The organism is Pseudomonas ekonensis (assembly GCF_019145435.1).
GTDB classification, from domain to species: Bacteria; Pseudomonadota; Gammaproteobacteria; order Pseudomonadales; family Pseudomonadaceae; genus Aquipseudomonas; species Aquipseudomonas ekonensis.
In genome coordinates this window covers 1,456,473-1,475,273 of record NZ_JAHSTS010000001.1, presented here as the reverse complement: position 1 = coordinate 1,475,273, position 18,801 = coordinate 1,456,473, and the positions used below count along the sequence as shown (strand labels likewise).

Below are 18,801 nucleotides of genomic sequence, written 5' to 3'. Positions count from 1 at the left end.
TTCCTCATGTCTTCAGTCGGTGCGCCGCTGACCGGCGCGCCCGGAAAAATGTATTCAGCGTTCGGCCATCAGCACCAGTACATCTGTACTGAACGAACCGTCGGCCTCAATCTCAAAATATTCGCGCACTTCGTTGCCCATCGACTGCTGCAACTGGCGGATCGCGGCGCGCATCACCTCGGGCGTGCGCATGCGCTCGACCCAGCTGTTGTATTCCAGACGCAGGCGCTGGCGCGCGGTGCTGCGGGTGTGCAGACCGGCCTCGCTGACCTGGCGCAGCCACTCGCCGGCCGAATAGTCGCGCACATGGCTGGTGTCGCGCAGCACTTCGACGCTTTGCAGGTACGTGTCGAACAGCGGGCTGCCGGGCGACAGCACATCGATGAACGCCGCCACGCCACCGGGCTTGAGCACCCGCCGGACTTCGCGCAGGGCCAGCCCGAGGTCGCTCCAATGGTGCGCCGAATAGCGGCTGAACACGAAATCGAATTCGCCGTCGGCGAACGGCAGGCGCTCGGCGGCGCCGTTCACCGTGACGATGTTGCCCAGGCCCCGGTCGACGGCGGCGGCCGCGACCACGTCGAGCATCTGCTGCGACAGGTCGTAGGCCACCACTTCTTTGGCCAGGGCGGCGACGTGAAAGCTCACATGGCCCGCACCGCAGCCCAAATCCAGCACCCGTGCCCCGCCCTGCCCGGCCAGTTCGGCCTGCAGCAGCGCGAACTCGGCGCCTTGGGCGTGAACGGCGCTGCTCAGGTAGGCGGCGGCCTGTTCACCGAACTGTTTCTGTACGACCTGGGTGTGCTGGGCGGTGGTGCTCATGGTGGACTTTCCCTTGATCTTGTTGTGCCTGTTACGGCCTCATCGCTGGCAAGCCAGCTCCCACAGGTTTTGCGGACACCGCCAATCACTGTGGGAGTTTCCCTTGATCTCGTTGTGCCTGTTCGGCCAGTTCCCACAGTTTTGTGAACACCGCAAATCACTGTGGGAGCTGGCTTGCCAGCGATGAGGCCGGCGCAGGCAACATGAATCCCGAATCAGTTACGCGTCGCGGAACAACCACGGCTGGCTCTTGCGGTGCGCCGCTTCGAACGAGGCGATCGCGTCGCCGTCCTGCAGGGTCAGGCCGATGTCGTCCAGGCCGTTGAGCAGGCAATGCTTGCGGAACGCGTCGATCTCGAAGCGGTGCACCTTGCCGTCCGGGCGGGTCACGGTCTGCGCCTGCAGGTCGATCTGCAACTGGTAGCCCGGCTCGGCCTCGACCTGCCTGAACAGCTCATCGACTTCTTCTTCGCTCAGGATGATCGGCAGCAAGCCGTTCTTGAAGCTGTTGTTGAAGAAGATGTCGGCGTAGCTCGGCGCGATGATGCTGCGGAAACCGTACTCGTCCAGCGCCCATGGCGCGTGTTCGCGGCTGGAGCCGCAACCGAAGTTCTCCCGGGCCAGCAGCACGCTGGCGCCCTGGTAGCGCTCGGCGTTGAGCACGAAGTCCTTGTTCAGCGGCCGCTTGGAGTTGTCCTGGTACGGCTGGCCCACGTCGAGGTAGCGCCATTCGTCGAACAGGTTGGGGCCGAAGCCGGTGCGTTTGATCGACTTGAGGAATTGCTTGGGGATGATCTGGTCGGTGTCGACGTTGGCACGGTCCAGCGGCGCGACGAGTCCCTGGTGTTGAGTGAAAGCCTTCATGGTTACTGTGCTCCCTGGATCAATTCACGAACGTCGATGAAACGACCGTTCACCGCCGCCGCAGCGGCCATGGCCGGGCTGACGAGGTGGGTGCGGCCACCGGCGCCCTGACGGCCTTCGAAGTTGCGGTTGGAGGTCGAGGCGCAGTGCTCGCCGGACTCCAGCCGGTCCGGGTTCATCGCCAGGCACATCGAGCAGCCCGGCTCGCGCCATTCGAAACCGGCCTCCAGGAAGATCTTGTCCAGGCCTTCGGCTTCCGCCTGGGCCTTCACCAGGCCCGAGCCCGGCACCACGATGGCCTGCTTGATGGTCGAGGCCACCTTGCGGCCCTTGGCGATCTCGGCCGCCGCGCGCAGGTCTTCGATCCGCGAGTTGGTGCAGGAACCGATGAACACGCGGTCGAGCTGGATGTCGGTGATCGCCTGGTTGGCGGTCAAGCCCATGTACTTCAGGGCGCGGACGATGGAGTCGCGCTTGACCGGATCGGCTTCCCTGGCCGGGTCCGGCACGTTCTGGTCAACGGCCAGCACCATTTCCGGCGACGTGCCCCAGCTGACCTGCGGCTTGATCTGCGCGGCGTCGAGCTCGACCACGGTGTCGAAACGGGCGTCGGCGTCGGACACCAGGTCCTTCCAGGCCTCGACCGCCTGCTCCCACTGCGCGCCCTTGGGCGCGAACGGACGGCCCTTGACGTATTCGACGGTCTTTTCGTCCGCCGCCACCAGGCCCACGCGGGCGCCGGCCTCGATGGACATGTTGCAGATGGTCATGCGGCCTTCGATGGACAGGTCGCGGATGGCGCTGCCGGCGAACTCGATGGCGTGGCCGTTGCCGCCGGCGGTGCCGATCTTGCCGATCACGGCCAGGACGATGTCCTTGGCGGTCACGCCGAACGGCAATTGGCCGTCGACGCGCACCAGCATGTTCTTCATTTTCTTGGCGACCAGGCACTGGGTGGCGAGCACGTGCTCGACCTCGGAGGTGCCGATGCCGTGGGCCAGCGCGCCGAACGCGCCGTGGGTGGAGGTGTGGGAGTCGCCGCAGACCACGGTCATGCCCGGCAAGGTCGCGCCCTGCTCGGGGCTGATCACATGCACGATGCCCTGACGCACGTCATTCATCTTGAATTCGACGATGCCATATTCGTCGCAGTTGTCGTCGAGGGTCTGGACCTGGAGGCGCGAGACCTGGTCGGCGATGGCGGCGATGCCGCCCTTGCGCTCCGGCGTGGTCGGCACGTTGTGGTCCGGGGTCGCGATGTTGGCATCGATGCGCCACGGCTTGCGCCCGGCCAGACGCAGGCCTTCGAAGGCTTGCGGCGAGGTCACTTCATGGATGATGTGACGGTCGATGTAGATCAGCGCCGAACCATCGTCGCGCTGCTTGACCAAATGCGAATCCCAGAGCTTGTCGTAGAGCGTTTTGCCGGCCATCAGACGGTTTCCTCATCAGCTTGTTTCTATGCCCTGGGCTTATCGATAACCCTTTGGCTTGTGAGGTCGATCCTATGGCGTTAGATTGAATAACTCAAATTCATATTTTTTATGCTTTGAATAACCAACTGGAATACTAAAATGGATCTGGCCAACCTCAATGCCTTCATCGCGATCGCCGAGACCGGCAGCTTCTCCGGCGCCGGGGAACGCCTGCACCTGACGCAACCGGCCGTCAGCAAACGCATCGCCGGCCTGGAACAGCAATTGAAGGTGCGCCTGTTCGACCGGCTGGGCCGCGAAGTCGGCCTGACCGAGGCCGGCCGGGCCCTGCTGCCGCGGGCCTACCAGATCCTCAACGTGCTGGACGACACCCGCCGGGCCCTGACCAACCTGACCGGCGAAGTCGGCGGCCGCCTGACCCTGGCCACCAGCCACCACATCGGCCTGCACCGCCTGCCGCCGCTGCTGCGCGAATTCACCCGCCGTTACCCACAGGTCGCGCTGGACATTCAGTTCCTCGATTCGGAAGTGGCCTACGAGGAAATCCTCCACGGCCGGGCCGAACTGGCGGTCATCACCCTGGCCCCGGAGCCCCACGCGCTGGTCAAGGCCACGCCGGTGTGGGACGACCCACTGGATTTCGTGGTCGCCCCGGAGCATTCGCTGCTCGGCAACGGCGCCGTCAACCTGGCGGACATCGCCGGCCATCCGGCAGTGTTCCCCGGCGGCAACACCTTCACCCACCACATCGTGCAGAAGCTGTTCGAGGCCCAGGGCCTGACGCCGAACATCGCCATGAGCACCAACTATCTGGAAACCATCAAGATGATGGTCTCCATCGGCCTCGCCTGGAGCGTGCTGCCGCGCACCATGCTCGACGATCAGGTGGCGCGCATACCTTTGCCGGGCATACAGCTCAGTCGCCAGCTAGGCTATATCCTGCACACCGAACGGACGCTGTCGAACGCCGCGCGGGCCTTCATGGCCCTGCTGGATGCACAAATCGATCTGCCAGGGACTCACGGCTAACTTGTGCTACTCCTATAGAGCCGCCTTTCCCTGTGCCTAACGCCCAAATTAGCTCAAGGCCCGTCAACAATGCCGAAATCTGTCGACCGTATTCCGCCGATGCCACGCATTCAGGCCATTGACCCGCGGCGTTCCGAGCAGAGCTGGGAAAGCGCGCCGCAGCTGCTGGCGGCGCTCAACGGCGCGCGGCTGGGCGCCTGGTACTGGGACATCGAGCGCGGCAAGATCAGCTGGTCGCGCGGCACCCAGGCGCTGTTCGGCTTCGATCCGCGGCAACCGCTGCCCGAAGACCTGGAATACCTCGACCTGCTGCCGCCGGAAGACCGGGCCAAGACCGTCCGCGCCTTCCATGCCGTGATCGCCGGCGCCCCGCTGGAACAGGCCATGCACCACCGCATCCGCTGGCCCGACGGCAGCCTGCACTGGCTGGAGATCAACGGCAGCCTGCTGCCGGACAAGCACGGCCGGCCCCGAATGATCGGGGTGATCCGCGAAATCACCCACCAGCGCCAGCGGGAACAGGCCCTCACCAGTTCCGAGAAACGTTTCGCCACACTGTTTCACCTGTGCCCCAACATGGTGCTGCTGACCCGCCAGGAAGACGGCCTGATCAGCGAAGCCAACCAGTATTTCGAAAGCCTGTTCGGCTGGCCCGTGCAGGACGCCATCGGCCGCACCACCCTGGAACTGGGCCTGTGGGTGCACCCGGAGCAGCGGGCGGAGCTGGTCAAGGCCACCAAGGCCAAGGGCGAGCTGGTCAGCCGCGAGGTACAGTTTCGCGCCAGCAACGGCCAGATCCACGACGGCATCCTCAGCGCGCAGAAGGTCGAGCTCGAAGGCCAGCCGTACCTGCTCAGCACGTTCCTCGACACCACCGAACGCAAAGCCGCCGAGCACGCCCTCAAGGACAGCCAGGAGCGCCTGGACCTGGCCCTGGACTCGGCGCAGCTGGGCACCTGGGACTGGGACATCCCCACCGGCATGCTCTACGGCTCGGCCCGGGCGGCGCAACTGCACGGCCTGGAGCCCAAGCCCTTCCACGAATCGTTCGAGGAGTTCTTCGAAGGCGTGCCCGGCGAGGAGCGCGACAGCATGCGCGACGCCTACCGCAGCCTGCGCGAAGGCCCGGCGGGCAATTATCAGCTGACCTACCGCGTGCAGTTGCCCGACGGCAGTTCCCGTTACCTGGAAAGCCGCGCCCGCCTCTACCGCGACGAGAACGGCGTGCCCCTGCGCATGGCCGGCACCCTGCTGGACATCACCGATCAGGTCGAACGCGAACAGCGCCTGGTGGCGTCCGAAGAGAAATTCGCCACGCTGTTCCAGGTCAGCCCCGACCCGATCTGCGTGACCCGCCAGGAAACCGGCGAATTCATCGAGATCAACTCCAGCTTCAGCCAGACCTTCGGCTGGAGCGCCGCCGACGTGATCGGCCGCACCGCCGAAGACATCGGCCTGTGGGACGCCTCGGCCAAGAGCCTGCAGCGCATCGAGCGGGTGATCCGCGAGCAGGGCCTGAGCAACGTGGCGATCATCGTCCAGCACAAGGACGGCCAGTCCCTGACCTGCGTGATCTCCAGCCGCCAGATCAGCGTCGGCAACCAGCCCTGCATCGTCACCACCCTGCGCGACATCACCCAGCAGCAGCGTTCGGAAGCGGCGCTCAAGGCCAGCGAAGAGAAATTCGCCAAGGCGTTCCACTCCAGCCCCGACGCCATCACCATCAGCGAACGCGACACCGGGCGCTACCTGGAGGTCAACGACGGTTTCTGCCGCCTCACCGGCTACCGCGCCGACGAAGTGATCGGCAAGACCATGTACCAGGTGGGCATCTGGGCCGAGGAGAAACAGCGCTCGGCCCTGTTGGCCGAACTGCAGATCAAGGGCCGCGTGCACCACCAGGAAATGCTCGGGCGCAACAAGCGCGGCGAACTGCTGACGGTGGAGGTCTCGGTGGAGCCGATCACCCTCAACGAAACCGCCTGCCTGCTGCTCACCGCCCGGGACGTCAGCCTGCTCAAGAACGCCGAGGCGCAGATCCGCCACCTGGCCTACCACGACCCGCTGACCAACCTGCCCAACCGCGCGCTGCTGATGGACCGCCTGAGCCAGCAGATCGCCCTGCTCAAGCGCCACAACCTGCGCGGCGCGCTGCTGTTCCTGGACCTGGACCACTTCAAGCACATCAACGATTCCCTCGGGCACCCGGTCGGCGACACGGTGCTCAAGATCATCACCGCACGCCTGGAGGCCAGCGTGCGCATGGAAGACACCGTCGCGCGCCTGGGCGGCGACGAGTTCGTGGTGCTGCTCAGCGGCCTGGAGGGCACGCGCAACGAAGTCAGCAGCCAGGTGCGGGAGCTGTCCGACACCATCCGCGAGCTGCTGTCGGAGCCGATGTTCCTCGACGGCCAGCGCCTGCAAGTGACGCCGAGCATCGGCGTGGCGCTGATCCCCGACCACGGCTCCACCCCGACCGACCTGCTCAAGCGCGCCGACATCGCGCTGTACCGGGCCAAGGACTCCGGCCGCAACACCACGCAGATGTACCACAACACCATGCAGAAGGCGGCCAGCGAGCGCCAGCGCATGGAGACCGACCTGCGCCTGGCGCTGTCGCGCAACGAATTCACCATGCACTACCAGCCGCAGATCGACGCCAAGGACAACCGCATCATCGGCGCCGAGGCCCTGGTGCGCTGGAACCACCCGGAGCTCGGCGCGCAGTCCCCCGCCGAATTCATCAAGGTGCTGGAGGACAGCGGGCTGATCCTCGAGGTCGGCACCTGGATCCTCGACGAGGCCTGCGACGCCTTCAAGCAACTGATCGCCGAGCACCTGATCGACCCGCTCAACTTCACCCTGTGCGTGAACATCAGCCCGCGCCAGTTCCGCCAGAACGACTTCGTCGAACGCATCGAGCAGAGCATGACCGGCCACGGCCTGCCCTGCTCGCTGCTGAAGCTGGAGATCACCGAAGGGATCGTGATCCAGAACCTGGAAGACACCATCAGCAAGATGCGCCGCCTCAAGAAGCTGGGCGTGACCTTCGCCATGGACGACTTCGGCACCGGCTATTCGTCCCTGACCTACCTCAAGCGCCTGCCGGTGGACACGCTGAAGATCGACCAGTCGTTCATCCGCGACGCCACCAGCGACCCCAACGACGCCGAGATCATCCGTGCCATCGTCGCCATGGCCCGCAGCCTGGCGCTGGAGATCATCGCCGAGGGCGTCGAGACCCCGCAACAGCTGGAATTCCTGCAAGGGTTGGGCTGCCACCTGTATCAGGGTTACCTGTACAGCCGCCCCTTGCCGCTGGAGGCGCTGAAGGCGCTGCTCAAGTGAAGCCCGGGGCGTTTCGTAACCGCCCGCGTCATCGCCGGGCCGGCATTTGCCAGTGCTTGCCGCAACCTGTAGGGTCGCGGTCTTTCACCCGGCTCCAACGAGATCGCTCATGCAGGATGCAACCCTTCCCCGCCCGGCCATGCTGGGCATTGACCTTGGCACCACCAACAGTCTCATCGCCGTCTGGCAGGACGGCCGGGCCCGGCTGATTCCCAACGCCCTGGGCGATGTGCTGACCCCGTCGGTGGTCAGCCTCGACGAGGACGACAGCGTCCTGGTGGGCAAGGCCGCCCGCGCCCGCCTGACCACCCATCCGCAGCGCACGGCGGCGGCCTTCAAGCGCTTCATGGGCAGCGAAAAGCGCCTGGAGCTGGGCGACCGCTCGTTCAGCCCCGAAGAGCTCTCGGCCCTGGTGATCGGCGCGCTCAAGCAGGACGCCGAAGCCTGGCTCGGCCATCCTGTGGAGGAAGCGGTGATTTCGGTGCCGGCGTACTTCAGCGACGAGCAACGCAAACGCACCCTGTTCGCCGCCGAACTGGCGGGCCTGAAGGTGTCGCGGCTGATCAACGAACCCACCGCCGCCGCCATGGCCTACGGCCTGCACGAGCAGACGTTCGAGCGCACGCTGATCTTCGACCTGGGCGGCGGCACGTTCGACGTGACGGTGCTGGAATACGCGCTGCCGCTGATCGAGGTCCACGCCTCCACCGGCGACAACTTCCTGGGCGGCGAAGACTTCACCGAAGCGTTGCTGCAGGCCTGCCTCAAGGACTGGCGGCTCACGCCGGCGCAGATCGACGTCCAGGCCATGGCCAGCCTCGGCGACGCCCTGGAACAGCTCAAGCGCAAACTCGCCGACGGTCCGCAGTCATTGAGCTGGCGCCACGGCGACACACCGTACGAATGGACGCTGGACGAAGCCGGCGCGCTGAAGATCTGGGAGCCGCTGCTGGCCCGCCTGCGCGCGCCCATCGAGCAGGCCCTGCGCGACGCCCGCCTCAAGCCCCGCGACCTCGACAGTCTGGTGCTGGTGGGCGGCGCGACGCGCATGCCGGCGGTGCAGCAGATGGTGGCGACGCTGTTCGGCCGCCTGCCCCACCGCCACCTCGATCCGGACACCATCGTCGCCCTGGGCGCCGCCACACAGGCGGCCTGCAAGGCACGCGACGGCGCCATCGAAGAGCTGATCCTGACCGACGTGTGCCCTTACACACTGGGCATCTCCACCCGCCGCAGCGATGAAATCACCGGCGCCTTCGCGCCGATCATCGAGCGCAACACGGTGATCCCGACGTCCCGGGTGCAGAAGTTCTACACCACCCATGCGTATCAGAACCTGATCCGCATCGAGGTGTACCAAGGGGAACGGCCGTGGGTGCGCGACAACATTTTCATCGACGCCTTCGACGTGGAAGTGGCGCCCAGCGAACAGACCCAGGAACTGGATGTGCGCTTCAGCTACGACATCAACGGCCTGCTGGAAGTGGACGTGACCCTGCTCGCCACCGGCGAGCGCCACAGCCACAGCATCGACCGCAGCCCCACCGGGCTCGACGAACAGGCCAGGCAGGCCAGCCAAGAGCGGTTGACCGCCCTCAAGACCCACCCCCGCGACACGCTGCCCAACCGGACGCTGCTGGCCCGCCTGGAACGGGCCTGGGCGCAAAGCCTGGGGGACGAACGCCAGCGGATCGCCGATTGGCTGGACGCCTTCACCACCGTGCTCGCCGGCCAGCGACCGTCAGAGATCGCCAGCCAGCGCAACCGGCTCAACGAAGCGCTGGATCAGCTGTGCCTCTGACCGCCGAGCTGCCGTAACGCAGCCTGCAGACCGCCGGCCAGCGCGTCGTTGCCCGCACTGTCCGGCGCAACGCCGTAACGGTTGGGCAACCGGTCGCCGGGGAAGGCAAACAGGATCAGCGGCAGAAACGGAAAGAACGGCGACAGGCACGCCAGCACCAGCAATGTCGGGATGCCGCGCCCGATGTCGTGCAGGCGCCGAAGCACGGCGCCGACCAGAAAGATCAGGCCCAGCAACGATACGGCGATCCCGGTCAGCGCCGCGCCGCTGAGCAGCGCGGCCAACGGCGTGACCAGCAGCGCTGCGATCACCTGCCCGATGAACGCTCCACGCCCCAACCGGGTGCCCAACCGCCAGAAGGCGCCGGCGGGCACCGGACGGCTGTCGCCCTTGGCCAGCAGCAGGCATTCGCACCGGGACAGCAACGCACTGAAGGCGAACCGCAGGCCGAGCCCGAGCGCCGGGTTGTCCTTGGCCTGTTGCAGGCGCAGCAGGGTTTTCTGGCGCGGCACGCCCGCGCCGCCGTACCGCACCAAATCCTTGAGCGTATCGAGCGCCAGATAGAACGCGTCGCTGGCGACCCCTTCGTCCTCCAGCGCCTGACGTGGCGGACGCGGCGGCTCGCCCTTGATCAGGCCGTGGCGCAATCCGTCGAACCAGTCCTGGGGATTCACCACTTCGGTGATCCTGTCGAGCAGGAACCGGCGCTGCCGGGCATCGAACAACGGGTCGTGGTACAGCACGGCGGTCAGCAGCATGCGCCCGAGCAGGTCATCGTCAAAGGCATGGATGTCGCTGCGCAGGCATTCGAGCAGACGGTCGTTGCCCGGCAACCGGGGGCTGCCCAGCGCCTGCCGGACACCCAGCAGCCGCCGGGCGAGCGCGGCGTGCACCGGATCCGACGGCTGCAGCCAGCCGAACAGCGCGCTCAGGTCGCCGTGCTCGCGCGTCAATCGGCTCAACAACGGCTGCACCCGGCTGAGCGGGTGGGCGGGGTCGAACGCCAGGCGCTCCAGGCATGGCGCATCGACCATGCCCAGCCAGCCCTCCGGCTGATCCAGCAGCGCCAGCAGGAACGCCGTTTGGGCGTGCCACTGCCAGACGGCCTCGCCCTGCCCCGGCGCCGGCAACAGGGCACCGCTCTCGCTCAACTCCAGCAACAGGCTCAAGGTCGACAGGTCGCTGTCGGCCTTCGGGTCATCGAGCTTGAACGCCTGGGCGATGCGCTCCAGGCCGCCGCGGCTGTACGGACGCCAACGGCGCAGCCACACCCGGCAGACCTTGTGCGCTTCGCCCTTTTCGAGCGCGGCCGGCAGCGGGCCGGGCGCCCCGTTCCCATCGACGAAGCGCTCCATCGCCAACGGCACGGGCGCCCCGGTCAGCCAGCGCACGTGTTGTTCGGCCTGATGCTGCAATCCGCTCAACACCAGCCCTTCAAGGGCATCGATGGGCTCCGGTTCATCCAGCACCTGCCGCAGCAGCGCAACGTCGCCCCGGTGCAGCGCCCAGGCGTGCCGGTACAGGCGTTGCAGCCGGGCGTCGTCTTGATGGTCGAGCAACAGCGCCAGCAGCGGCCATTCGTCGCCGCCCGTGCGCCAGTCGACGAAGCACTGGGCCAACCCTTGCAGCGGCAGCCGGCCGGCGCCCATCCAGCGCGCCAGGGTTTCGGGGCGTTGGGACGGGCTGCCGTATTCCTGGCTGACGTGACCGAGGTCGGCCGACCATTCGCTGAAATCCCCCAGCCGGTCGAAGGACTGGATCAACAGCGGCAACACATCCGGCTGGCGCTTGGCGCACAGCGCCAGCAACTGGCTCTCGGCCTTGGGATGACGGTGCTCCCGCCACAGCCGCACCCAATGGGGCAACGCCTGATCGTCCTGCCCCAGCAAGGTGTGCTGGCAGGCGAGCAGATACAGCCCGTCCACGTCATCCGGCGCTTCGCGCCAGTGTTCAAGGCACATCTGCAGCAAATCGGCGCCGCCGATGCCCGCCTGAGTGAACTGCACCAGCAGGCGCCGGATGAACGCAGGATCGCTGGGCAGCGGCAGGCAGGTGTGCTGACGGGCGAAATGCTCGAACTCGTGAAGCGGACGCTGGTTGAAAATGAAGTCGAGGGTGCGCGCGTACCAGAGGCTTTCGATCTGCGCGGGCGCAGACCAGGAGTCCATGACCGTGGTGTCGAACGGCGCCGGATCGTCGAGCCGCGCCAGGTAATCCTCGACGTGCCGGGCATGATCGAAGCCCAGCTCCAGCAAATGCCGGTCCCAGTCCATGCGCCGGGCCAACAGCCCTGCGCCGTCGGCGGAGAACGGACCGTTTTCCCTCAACTTGCGGAACAGGCCCCAGCGCAGATCGTCCAGTTCGCCCAGCGGCAACCGATCCAGGCTCTGGACAAAGGCTTGCCAGGCATCGGCGTTGAAGCGTCGCGCCGGATCCTTCAGCAACCCGTCGAAGTCGATGAACACTTGCCGTACCTGCGACGAATCCGGTGTCGCGTCCTCAACATCTTCCGGCTCGTCATCGCGGGCCAGCCGGATCGCGCTTTCGTAGGCCTCGCGCAAGGCCTGGAAACCCTCCGGATCGGTTTCCGGATGATGGGCCGGCAGGCGTGCCCGGTACGCATTGCGAATCAGCGTTTCATCGGAGGTGGGATCAATGCCCAAACGTATCCAGCAACTCATGACCAGTCGAATGCCTCAAGCGATGCCGGGCGTGGCGGCAAGTCCAGATCCAGGTGCCAGGGCAAGTCCGCAAGGAAGACCGGCATGTTTTGCCCCAGGCCCTTGGCGATCAATGCGGTATTGGCGTTCTGCCCCTGCCGGTCCAGCTCGTGGGCCAGTTCATCGTCAGGGTTGTCGAGGCAGCCCCAGAACGAGCGCCCGACCATGAAACCGTTGAAATAGGCCAGCCAACTGCCGTAATGAAACTGCGCCCGCACCGCCAGCCGGCTGTGCAGCCAGAGGCTCTCGGCCTCGTCGATCCACAGGTTGCGCACGCCGCAGCGCAACAGGAACCCCATGCGCCCGTAGTCCCAGGACAGGATCCCGCCCGGCCCGCAGCTGCCGAACGTGCGGCTGGCGAACTCGTGAAGAATGCGTTCGCGGGGTTCGAGGGTGTCGAGCAGCGACTGCCATTCGCTCGGCAGGCAGCGCTGCCAGGCGCGGTAGGCCGGGGCGAGATGCCGCGCATGGCCGCCGTCGGTCATGCCGTCGAGCATGTCCAGCAGTTGCGCACGGTCGTCGATCCCCCAACTGCCTTGCAGGTTGATGTATTGATCGTCGCAGAACGCGGGATCCGCGTACCCGGCACCGGGGTTGAGCGCCGCCATCGGCGCTGAAAGGGCGAACAGCCAGCGCTGTTGAATCTCGTCCATGAAAAGAGGCTCCAGACCGACCGAAAGGAGTGGGTCGGCAAAACTGCGCGGATTGTAGAGAAACCGCCGAGGGGCGGCAAAGCGTGCGGAGATTTTTGTGCGCATGCAAAAAGGCCCCGACAGTGTCGGGGCCTTCATCGCACGGCTTACCGTCCTTTTGGACGATTGTGTGTCAGCACATGAATCAGTGCTGCAGGGCCGGCTTCTGCGCCCCGTTGATCGGGATGCGCTTGGCTTTCGCCTCTTCCGGAACCACACGCAGCAGATCGATGCTCAGCAGGCCGTTGCTCAGGCCGGCGGCCTTGATCTCGATGTGGTCGGCCAACCGGAAGGACAGCTTGAACGCACGCTGGGCGATGCCCTGGTGCAGGAAAGTGACGCCTTCGTTGGCGTCACGCTTGCCGCCGCTGATGGTCAGCACGCCCTTCTCGACCTGCAGGTCCAGGTCATCTTCCTGGAAACCGGCGGCAGCCACGACGATGCGGTATTGGTCGTCACCGTGCTTTTCGACGTTATAGGGCGGGTAGGTGCTGCCGGGCTCGTTGCGCAGGGCGGTTTCGAACAGGTCGTTGAAACGGTCGAAACCCACCGAGGAACGGAACAGCGGGGCGAGGGAAAATGCAGTACTCATGGTTCAAATCTCCTGAAAACAATCAGCAAGTTTTTTGTCTCCGCGACCCGGATTCGGCATCGCGTAACCCTTAGATAGGGACCGCCGATTGCATTTCAAGAGAACTTGCGAAGAATTTTTCAGGCCGCCTCGGCCACCGGCACACCCAGCAGGCGCGAGACCTGATCGACATCGGTCTCGCGGCGCAGGACGGAAAACAGCTCCACCGCCTCGGGGTAATTGCGCGTGAGCATGGCCAGCCACTGCTTGAGCCGGCCCGGCGACTGGCGGGGCGTCATCTGCGCTTTAGCTTGCAGCCAGAAGTCCTGGATCAGCGGCATCAGCTCGGCCCAGGTCATCTCGACCACCTCTTCGCCGGCCCGGGCGGCGGCGATCTGCCTGGCCAGGTCCGGGCGCGAGACCAGGCCCCGGCCGAGCATGATGTCTTCCACGCCGCTGATTTCGCGGCAACGGCGCCAGTCCTCGACGCTCCAGATGTCGCCGTTGGCGAACACCGGCACCTTGACCACATCCTGCACGCGGGGGATCCACTCCCAATGGGCCGGCGGCTTGTAGCCGTCGGTCTTGGTGCGGGCGTGGACGACGATGTGTTCGGCGCCGCCTTCGGCCAGCGCCGTGGCGCACACCAGCGAACCGTCCGGGCTGTCGAAGCCCAGGCGCATCTTGGCGGTGACCGGAATGTGCGCCGGCACTGCGCGGCGGACATGCTCGACGATCTGGTTGAGCAGCTCCGGCTCCTTGAGCAGCACCGCCCCGCCCCGGGACTTGTTGACGGTCTTGGCCGGGCAGCCGAAGTTGAGGTCGATCACCTCCGAACCCAGCTCACAGGCCAGCGCGGCGTTTTCCGCCAGGCACACCGGGTCGGAACCCAGCAGCTGGACACGCAGCGGCACACCGGCCGCGGTGCGCGCGCCGTTGAGCAGTTCGGGGCCGAACTTGTGGAAATAGGCCGGTGTGAGCAGTTGGTCGTTGACCCGGATGAACTCGGTCACGCACCAGTCGATACCGCCGACACGGGTCAACACATCGCGCAGGATGTCGTCGACCAACCCTTCCATCGGCGCCAGGGCAATTTGCATGGAAAAAACACACTCAAGGAAAAACGTGCGGCAGTTTACTGGATTATCGAGGGGTTCTGCAGGGGCGGGAGCACGCTCGCTCCCGCAAAGAGTCAGCTTTGCAGGCTTTCCGACGCCTGGATCGCCGGGCTGTAGCCTTCGATGAACTCCGCCGGCATGCGCTTGGGCCGACCGGTGGACAGTTCGATGCAGGCGAACGTAGTGCGGGCCCGCAGCAGCGTGGTGTTGTCGCTGGGGCGGATCAACTGGAACTGCCGGGTCATCCTCAGACGCTGGTCCCAATCGACGATCCAGGTCGCCAATTGCAGTTCGTCGCCTTCGTAGGCGGCGGCCAGGTAATCGATCTCATGCCGCACCACCGCCATCGCCCGGTCCAGGCGCCGGTATTCGACCAGATCCAGCCCCAGCCGCTGCGAGTGGCGCCAGGCGCAGCGCTCGAGCCAGGTCACGTACACCGCGTTGTTCGCGTGCCCCAGCCCGTCGATGTCCTCGGCGCCCACTTGCAGATCAATCGTAAACGGCGTTGCCCGATCCCAGCCCATGCCCCTCTCCCGGTCAGATTATTCGACTGGGGCAGTGTAACGGATGCCTACGCCGATTGCCGCGCCTGAAGGCTGCGCCCGGCGAGCAGTGATAGCACCCCATCAATCACGCGGGGGTCGGCCAGCACGCGCTGATGGCCACCGTCCGCCAGGCGCAGCAGGCGGCTGTCGAACCAGGCTTCGTGGATCAACTGCGATTCCTTGACCGGGACAAACGTGTCGTCCTCGGCATGGACGATCAGACCCGGCATGTCCAGTTGATAATGCGCGACATCGAGGGTGGCGGCGCGCATGCCGACGTCTTGCTCGACCCGGCGGATAAACGCCGAACGGGCCCTGGGCGGCATGCCGACGTAACGGGCGAAGCCACGCAGCACCCCCAGAATCCGCGCCGGCGCGGCGATGCTCACCAGCGTCTCGGTGCGCAGCCCCAGTTGTACCGCAAGCATCGCGCTGGCCCCGCCCATCGAGTGGCCGATGACGGCCTGCAGCGGCGGCAGTTCGGCGGCGGCTTCGAGCATGGCCCGGGCGAACAGCACGACGTTGGCTTCACGCCCCGGCGATCGGCCGTGGGCCGGGCCGTCCAGGGCGACCACCGTGTAGCCGGCGTCGACCAGCGCGTTGATCAATGACGCGAACTGGGTCGGCCGCCCTTCCCAGCCGTGCATCAGCAGCACGGTCGGCCCCTGGCCCCAACGCAGGGCCGACAGGCCGAAGCGCAGCGTGATCCGTTCGGACTTCGCCAGCAGCGGCAACTCCCAGTCCCGTGGCGGATGTTCCCGTGGCGTCATGAATGCCAGACGCATTTTGTTCGCCACCAGTTTCGGTGCGAACCAGCCCAAGGTGCCGTTAACGCCGCGAACCCACTTCAACGCGTTCATCGCTCTCTCCTCAGGCCTGTCGCCTTCAGGTCAACGCACCGCCGACTTGGCGGCGCGCAGCAATCGATCGGATAAGTCCCCCGGCCCCAAGGCCCTCGCCAGCGCCAGGCCGCCGACCATAAGGGCCATGTCGGCCAAGGCCTTGTCGGTGTCTTCAGGGCTTGAGGCCAACTGCGCCACCATCAACTCCATGTGTTCGTTCAGTGCGATCCGGAAAGCCTCCGGCAACCGTCCCAGCTCACCGATGGAGGCCGGGATCGGGCACGCTGCCTCGCTGGAATCTCGGTGCTTGCGCGACAGATAGAAGGCGGCGACCAAGGCGCGGCGTTCTTCGCCGGTCAACTCGGCGTCCATGTCGTCGATCAGGTCACGGCGCCGCCCCAGCAGTTGCTTGAACGCTTCGAGCATCATGGCGTCCTTGCTTTCGAAGTGGGCGTAGAAGCCGCCGACGGTCAGGCCGGCCGCGCCCATCACTTCACCCACGCTCGGTTCCGCCGGGCCGCGCTGAATCAGCGCGGCGCTGGCAGCCTTGAGGATGCGTTCGCGGGTTTGAGCTTTCTTGTCGTTCATCGTCGCCTCCGAATATTACGATTAGAATATTATTCTCATAATAATATTCTGCAAGTCACAAATATGACCGCTGGTCTGAAGCACAGTGTAAGGAAAAAGGGAGATTGGCCAAACGCCAGACAAACAAAAGGGCCATTCAATGATTGAATGACCCTTAAAAATCCCGCAAGGCGGGTAATCGTGGCGTCCCCTAGGGGACTCGAACCCCTGTTACCGCCGTGAAAGGGCGGTGTCCTAGGCCACTAGACGAAGGGGACGCAAACCCTTCTACAACTGATCAGTGCTGAGTGCTGATCGCTTCAAGGCCGGAGTGGCCAGACCTTGAAGTGTAAATTGGTGGAGCTAGACGGGATCGAACCGTCGACCTCTTGCATGCCATGCAAGCGCTCTCCCAGCTGAGCTATAGCCCCAGATTTTTCGCCTCGCGGCGGAGCGGCATCTTGCGACATCGCTTCTGTGAAACTGGCGTCCCCTAGGGGACTCGAACCCCTGTTACCGCCGTGAAAGGGCGGTGTCCTAGGCCACTAGACGAAGGGGACGCAAACCCTTCTGTACATCTGATCAACGCTGAGTGCTGATCGCTTCAAGGCCCAATTGGCCAGACCTTGAAGTGTAAATTTGGTGGAGCTAGACGGGATCGAACCGTCGACCTCTTGCATGCCATGCAAGCGCTCTCCCAGCTGAGCTATAGCCCCTCAATGTCGCTTCGTTGTTGCTTCGTCGTTGAGGACGGGGCGAATCTTAAGGGCGTATCGGAAGCCTGTCAAACTTATTTTTCAAAAATTTTAAAATTTTTTGTCGGCATAACAATCACTTACCGCCCTCCCCCCGAAAATACGGGGGGAAACCGCCGCAAGGCAGGATCAAAAGATCGCAGCCCCCGGCGGCTCCACCGAACGCCGATCGCAATTAAGCGATGGCGCCCAGCAGTTTTTCCCACTCTTTGTTTTCTTTCTTCGAGACACCGCCCAGCAAATCAATGGCTTGGCGCAACCGGAAGCGGGTCAGGTCCGGCCCGAGGATTTCCATCGCATCGAGCACCGACACCGAACTGGCCTGCCCGGTGATCGCCGCGAACATCAGCGGCATCGCGTCACGCAGTTTCAGCTCCAGGGATTCGACCACCGCCTGGATCGTCGCGGTGATGGTGTCCTTCTCCCACTGACGCAGGCTTTCCAGCTTCCACAGGATCAGTTGCATCAGTTGCCGGACCTGGTCGCCCGACAGCTTCTTGGATTCGAACAGCTTGGCATCCGGGCTGACGCCGCCGGCAAAGAAGAACCCGGCCAGCGGTGCGACCTGGCTGAAGGTTTCGACACGGCCCTGGACGTGCGGCGCGATCTTCATCATGTAGTCGGCATTGAATGCCCATTTCTGGATGCGCGCGGCGAACTCTTCCACCGGCAGGTCGCGCAGCCATTGGCCGTTGAGCCACGACAGCTTCTCGATGTCGAAGATCGGCCCGCCCAGGGACACGCGCGACAGGTCGAAGTTGTCGACCATCTCCTGCAGCGAGAACTTCTCGCGCTCGTCCGGCATCGACCAACCCATGCGGCCCAAGTAGTTGAGCATCGCCTCAGGCATGAAGCCCATGCGCTCGTAGAAGGTCACCGAGGTCGGGTTCTTGCGCTTGGACAGCTTGCTCTTGTCCGGGTTGCGCAGCAGCGGCATGTAGCACAGGGTCGGTTTTTCCCAGCCGAAGTATTCGTACAGCAGGATCAGTTTCGGCGCCGACGGCAGCCACTCTTCGCCGCGCAGCACGTGGGTGATGCCCATCAGGTGATCGTCGACCACGTTGGCCAGGAAGTACGTCGGCAGGCCGTCGGTCTTCATCAGCACTTGCATGTCCATGCGATCCCACGGGATCTCGACATCGCCACGCAGCATGTCCGGCACCACGCAGACGCCTTCGGTCGGCACCTTCATGCGGATCACGTGAGGCTCGCCGGCGGCCAGGCGACGCGCGACCTCTTCTTTGGACAGCAGCAGCGCACGGCCGTCGTAGCGCGGGGTTTCGCCGCGGGCCATCTGCTCGGCGCGCATCTGGTCCAGCTCTTCGGCGGTGCAGAAGCACGGGAACGCGTGACCCATGTCGACCAGTTGCTGGCAGTACTGCTTATAGATGTCGCCGCGCTCGCTCTGCCGGTACGGGCCGTGCGGGCCGCCGACGTCCGGGCCTTCGCTCCAGTCGATGCCGAGCCAGCGCAGGGCGTCGAAGATCTGCTGTTCGGACTCGCGGGTCGAGCGCAACTGGTCGGTGTCTTCGATCCGCAGGATGAACTCACCGCCGTGCTGCTTGGCGAAGCAGTAGTTGAACAGTGCGATGTAAGCAGTGCCGACGTGGGGATCCCCGGTAGGCGATGGCGCGATGCGAGTGCGGACGGTGGTCATGGCATGTCTCGAAAAGAATGAAAAGCAAAGAACA

The 18,801-nt window shown here is 65.1% G+C and carries 14 protein-coding genes and 4 tRNA genes; 3 read left to right on the top strand and 15 right to left on the bottom strand.

Annotated features, from left to right (window positions below):
• Window positions 1–54: 54 nt before the first annotated feature.
• From KVG96_RS06750 to leuC, 3 genes are all read right to left on the bottom strand, one after another.
• Complete coding sequence (locus KVG96_RS06750; protein WP_217891322.1) at window positions 55–822, bottom strand: class I SAM-dependent methyltransferase; 768 nt, start codon at window positions 820–822, stop codon at window positions 55–57.
• A gap of 219 nt (window positions 823–1,041) precedes the next feature.
• The gene (gene leuD, locus KVG96_RS06745; RefSeq protein ID WP_217891321.1) at window positions 1,042–1,686 is read right to left on the bottom strand and encodes a 3-isopropylmalate dehydratase small subunit; all 645 of its coding nucleotides are present in this window, start codon (window positions 1,684–1,686) and stop codon (window positions 1,042–1,044) included.
• Between the two features lie 2 nt (window positions 1,687–1,688).
• Window positions 1,689–3,119, bottom strand: coding sequence for a 3-isopropylmalate dehydratase large subunit (gene leuC / locus KVG96_RS06740; protein WP_217891320.1), 1,431 nt, complete (start codon window positions 3,117–3,119; stop codon window positions 1,689–1,691).
• 141 nt (window positions 3,120–3,260) lie between these two features.
• Between leuC and KVG96_RS06735 the strand changes: the two genes are divergently transcribed.
• The 3 genes from KVG96_RS06735 to KVG96_RS06725 all read left to right on the top strand — a co-directional run bounded on the left by KVG96_RS06735 (window position 3,261) and on the right by KVG96_RS06725 (window position 9,300).
• Window positions 3,261–4,151: a LysR family transcriptional regulator gene (locus tag KVG96_RS06735; protein WP_085579547.1), complete on the top strand. Its 891-nt coding sequence runs from the start codon at window positions 3,261–3,263 to the stop codon at window positions 4,149–4,151.
• A 69-nt stretch (window positions 4,152–4,220) separates the two neighbouring features.
• On the top strand, window positions 4,221–7,499 hold the full coding sequence (locus KVG96_RS06730) for a PAS domain S-box protein (protein WP_217891319.1): 3,279 nt from the start codon (window positions 4,221–4,223) through the stop codon (window positions 7,497–7,499).
• A gap of 109 nt (window positions 7,500–7,608) precedes the next feature.
• Window positions 7,609–9,300, top strand: coding sequence for a molecular chaperone HscC (locus KVG96_RS06725; RefSeq protein WP_217891318.1), 1,692 nt, complete (start codon window positions 7,609–7,611; stop codon window positions 9,298–9,300).
• On the opposite strand, the gene KVG96_RS06720 is transcribed toward KVG96_RS06725, so the two are convergent.
• From KVG96_RS06720 to gltX, 12 genes are all read right to left on the bottom strand, one after another.
• Entirely contained in the window at window positions 9,285–11,981 is a 2,697-nt protein-coding gene (locus KVG96_RS06720; protein WP_217891317.1) for a DUF805 domain-containing protein, read from the bottom strand. The genes KVG96_RS06725 and KVG96_RS06720 overlap by 16 nt on opposite strands.
• Window positions 11,978–12,673 carry a DUF1266 domain-containing protein gene (locus KVG96_RS06715; protein WP_217891316.1) on the bottom strand — a complete coding sequence of 232 codons (696 nt, stop codon included), beginning with the start codon at window positions 12,671–12,673 and terminating at the stop codon, window positions 11,978–11,980. Before KVG96_RS06715 ends, KVG96_RS06720 begins: the two co-directional genes overlap by 4 nt.
• 184 nt (window positions 12,674–12,857) lie before the next feature.
• Complete coding sequence (locus KVG96_RS06710; protein ID WP_217891315.1) at window positions 12,858–13,304, bottom strand: Hsp20 family protein; 447 nt, start codon at window positions 13,302–13,304, stop codon at window positions 12,858–12,860.
• Window positions 13,305–13,423: 119 nt separating this feature from the next.
• Window positions 13,424–14,383 (bottom strand): tRNA dihydrouridine synthase, encoded by a 960-nt coding sequence (locus tag KVG96_RS06705; RefSeq protein ID WP_217891314.1) that lies wholly within the window; start codon window positions 14,381–14,383, stop codon window positions 13,424–13,426.
• Window positions 14,384–14,475: 92 nt separating this feature from the next.
• Window positions 14,476–14,925, bottom strand: a complete 450-nt coding sequence (locus tag KVG96_RS06700) for an acyl-CoA thioesterase (protein ID WP_217891313.1) — start codon at window positions 14,923–14,925, stop codon at window positions 14,476–14,478.
• Between the two features lie 47 nt (window positions 14,926–14,972).
• Window positions 14,973–15,806: an alpha/beta fold hydrolase gene (locus tag KVG96_RS06695; protein WP_217891312.1), complete on the bottom strand. Its 834-nt coding sequence runs from the start codon at window positions 15,804–15,806 to the stop codon at window positions 14,973–14,975.
• Window positions 15,807–15,836: 30 nt separating this feature from the next.
• Window positions 15,837–16,376 (bottom strand): TetR/AcrR family transcriptional regulator, encoded by a 540-nt coding sequence (locus KVG96_RS06690; protein ID WP_085579529.1) that lies wholly within the window; start codon window positions 16,374–16,376, stop codon window positions 15,837–15,839.
• 181 nt (window positions 16,377–16,557) lie between these two features.
• A tRNA-Glu gene (locus KVG96_RS06685) sits at window positions 16,558–16,633 on the bottom strand.
• A 77-nt stretch (window positions 16,634–16,710) separates the two neighbouring features.
• Window positions 16,711–16,786, bottom strand: a tRNA-Ala gene (locus tag KVG96_RS06680).
• A 53-nt stretch (window positions 16,787–16,839) separates the two neighbouring features.
• Window positions 16,840–16,915 (bottom strand) — tRNA-Glu (locus KVG96_RS06675).
• 80 nt (window positions 16,916–16,995) lie between these two features.
• Window positions 16,996–17,071 (bottom strand) — tRNA-Ala (locus KVG96_RS06670).
• A 214-nt stretch (window positions 17,072–17,285) separates the two neighbouring features.
• On the bottom strand, window positions 17,286–18,767 hold the full coding sequence (gene gltX, locus KVG96_RS06665; RefSeq protein ID WP_085584319.1) for a glutamate--tRNA ligase: 1,482 nt from the start codon (window positions 18,765–18,767) through the stop codon (window positions 17,286–17,288).
• Between the last annotated feature and the right edge of the window lie 34 nt (window positions 18,768–18,801).

What these genes read in the sequence shown, in the direction of transcription:
- KVG96_RS06730 (WP_217891319.1), top strand. Translation starts at nt 4,221, where the DNA reads ATGCCGAAATCTGTCGACCGTATTCCGCCGATGCCACGCATTCAGGCC.
- KVG96_RS06715 (WP_217891316.1), bottom strand. Translation starts at nt 12,673, where the DNA reads ATGGACGAGATTCAACAGCGCTGGCTGTTCGCCCTTTCAGCGCCGATG.
- KVG96_RS06710 (WP_217891315.1), bottom strand. Translation starts at nt 13,304, where the DNA reads ATGAGTACTGCATTTTCCCTCGCCCCGCTGTTCCGTTCCTCGGTGGGT.
- KVG96_RS06720 (WP_217891317.1), bottom strand. Translation starts at nt 11,981, where the DNA reads ATGAGTTGCTGGATACGTTTGGGCATTGATCCCACCTCCGATGAAACG.
- gltX (WP_085584319.1), bottom strand. Translation starts at nt 18,767, where the DNA reads ATGACCACCGTCCGCACTCGCATCGCGCCATCGCCTACCGGGGATCCC.
- KVG96_RS06695 (WP_217891312.1), bottom strand. Translation starts at nt 15,806, where the DNA reads ATGAACGCGTTGAAGTGGGTTCGCGGCGTTAACGGCACCTTGGGCTGG.
- KVG96_RS06735 (WP_085579547.1), top strand. Translation starts at nt 3,261, where the DNA reads ATGGATCTGGCCAACCTCAATGCCTTCATCGCGATCGCCGAGACCGGC.
- KVG96_RS06705 (WP_217891314.1), bottom strand. Translation starts at nt 14,383, where the DNA reads ATGCAAATTGCCCTGGCGCCGATGGAAGGGTTGGTCGACGACATCCTG.
- KVG96_RS06725 (WP_217891318.1), top strand. Translation starts at nt 7,609, where the DNA reads ATGCAGGATGCAACCCTTCCCCGCCCGGCCATGCTGGGCATTGACCTT.
- leuC (WP_217891320.1), bottom strand. Translation starts at nt 3,119, where the DNA reads ATGGCCGGCAAAACGCTCTACGACAAGCTCTGGGATTCGCATTTGGTC.
- KVG96_RS06690 (WP_085579529.1), bottom strand. Translation starts at nt 16,376, where the DNA reads ATGAACGACAAGAAAGCTCAAACCCGCGAACGCATCCTCAAGGCTGCC.
- leuD (WP_217891321.1), bottom strand. Translation starts at nt 1,686, where the DNA reads ATGAAGGCTTTCACTCAACACCAGGGACTCGTCGCGCCGCTGGACCGT.
- KVG96_RS06700 (WP_217891313.1), bottom strand. Translation starts at nt 14,925, where the DNA reads ATGGGCTGGGATCGGGCAACGCCGTTTACGATTGATCTGCAAGTGGGC.
- KVG96_RS06750 (WP_217891322.1), bottom strand. Translation starts at nt 822, where the DNA reads ATGAGCACCACCGCCCAGCACACCCAGGTCGTACAGAAACAGTTCGGT.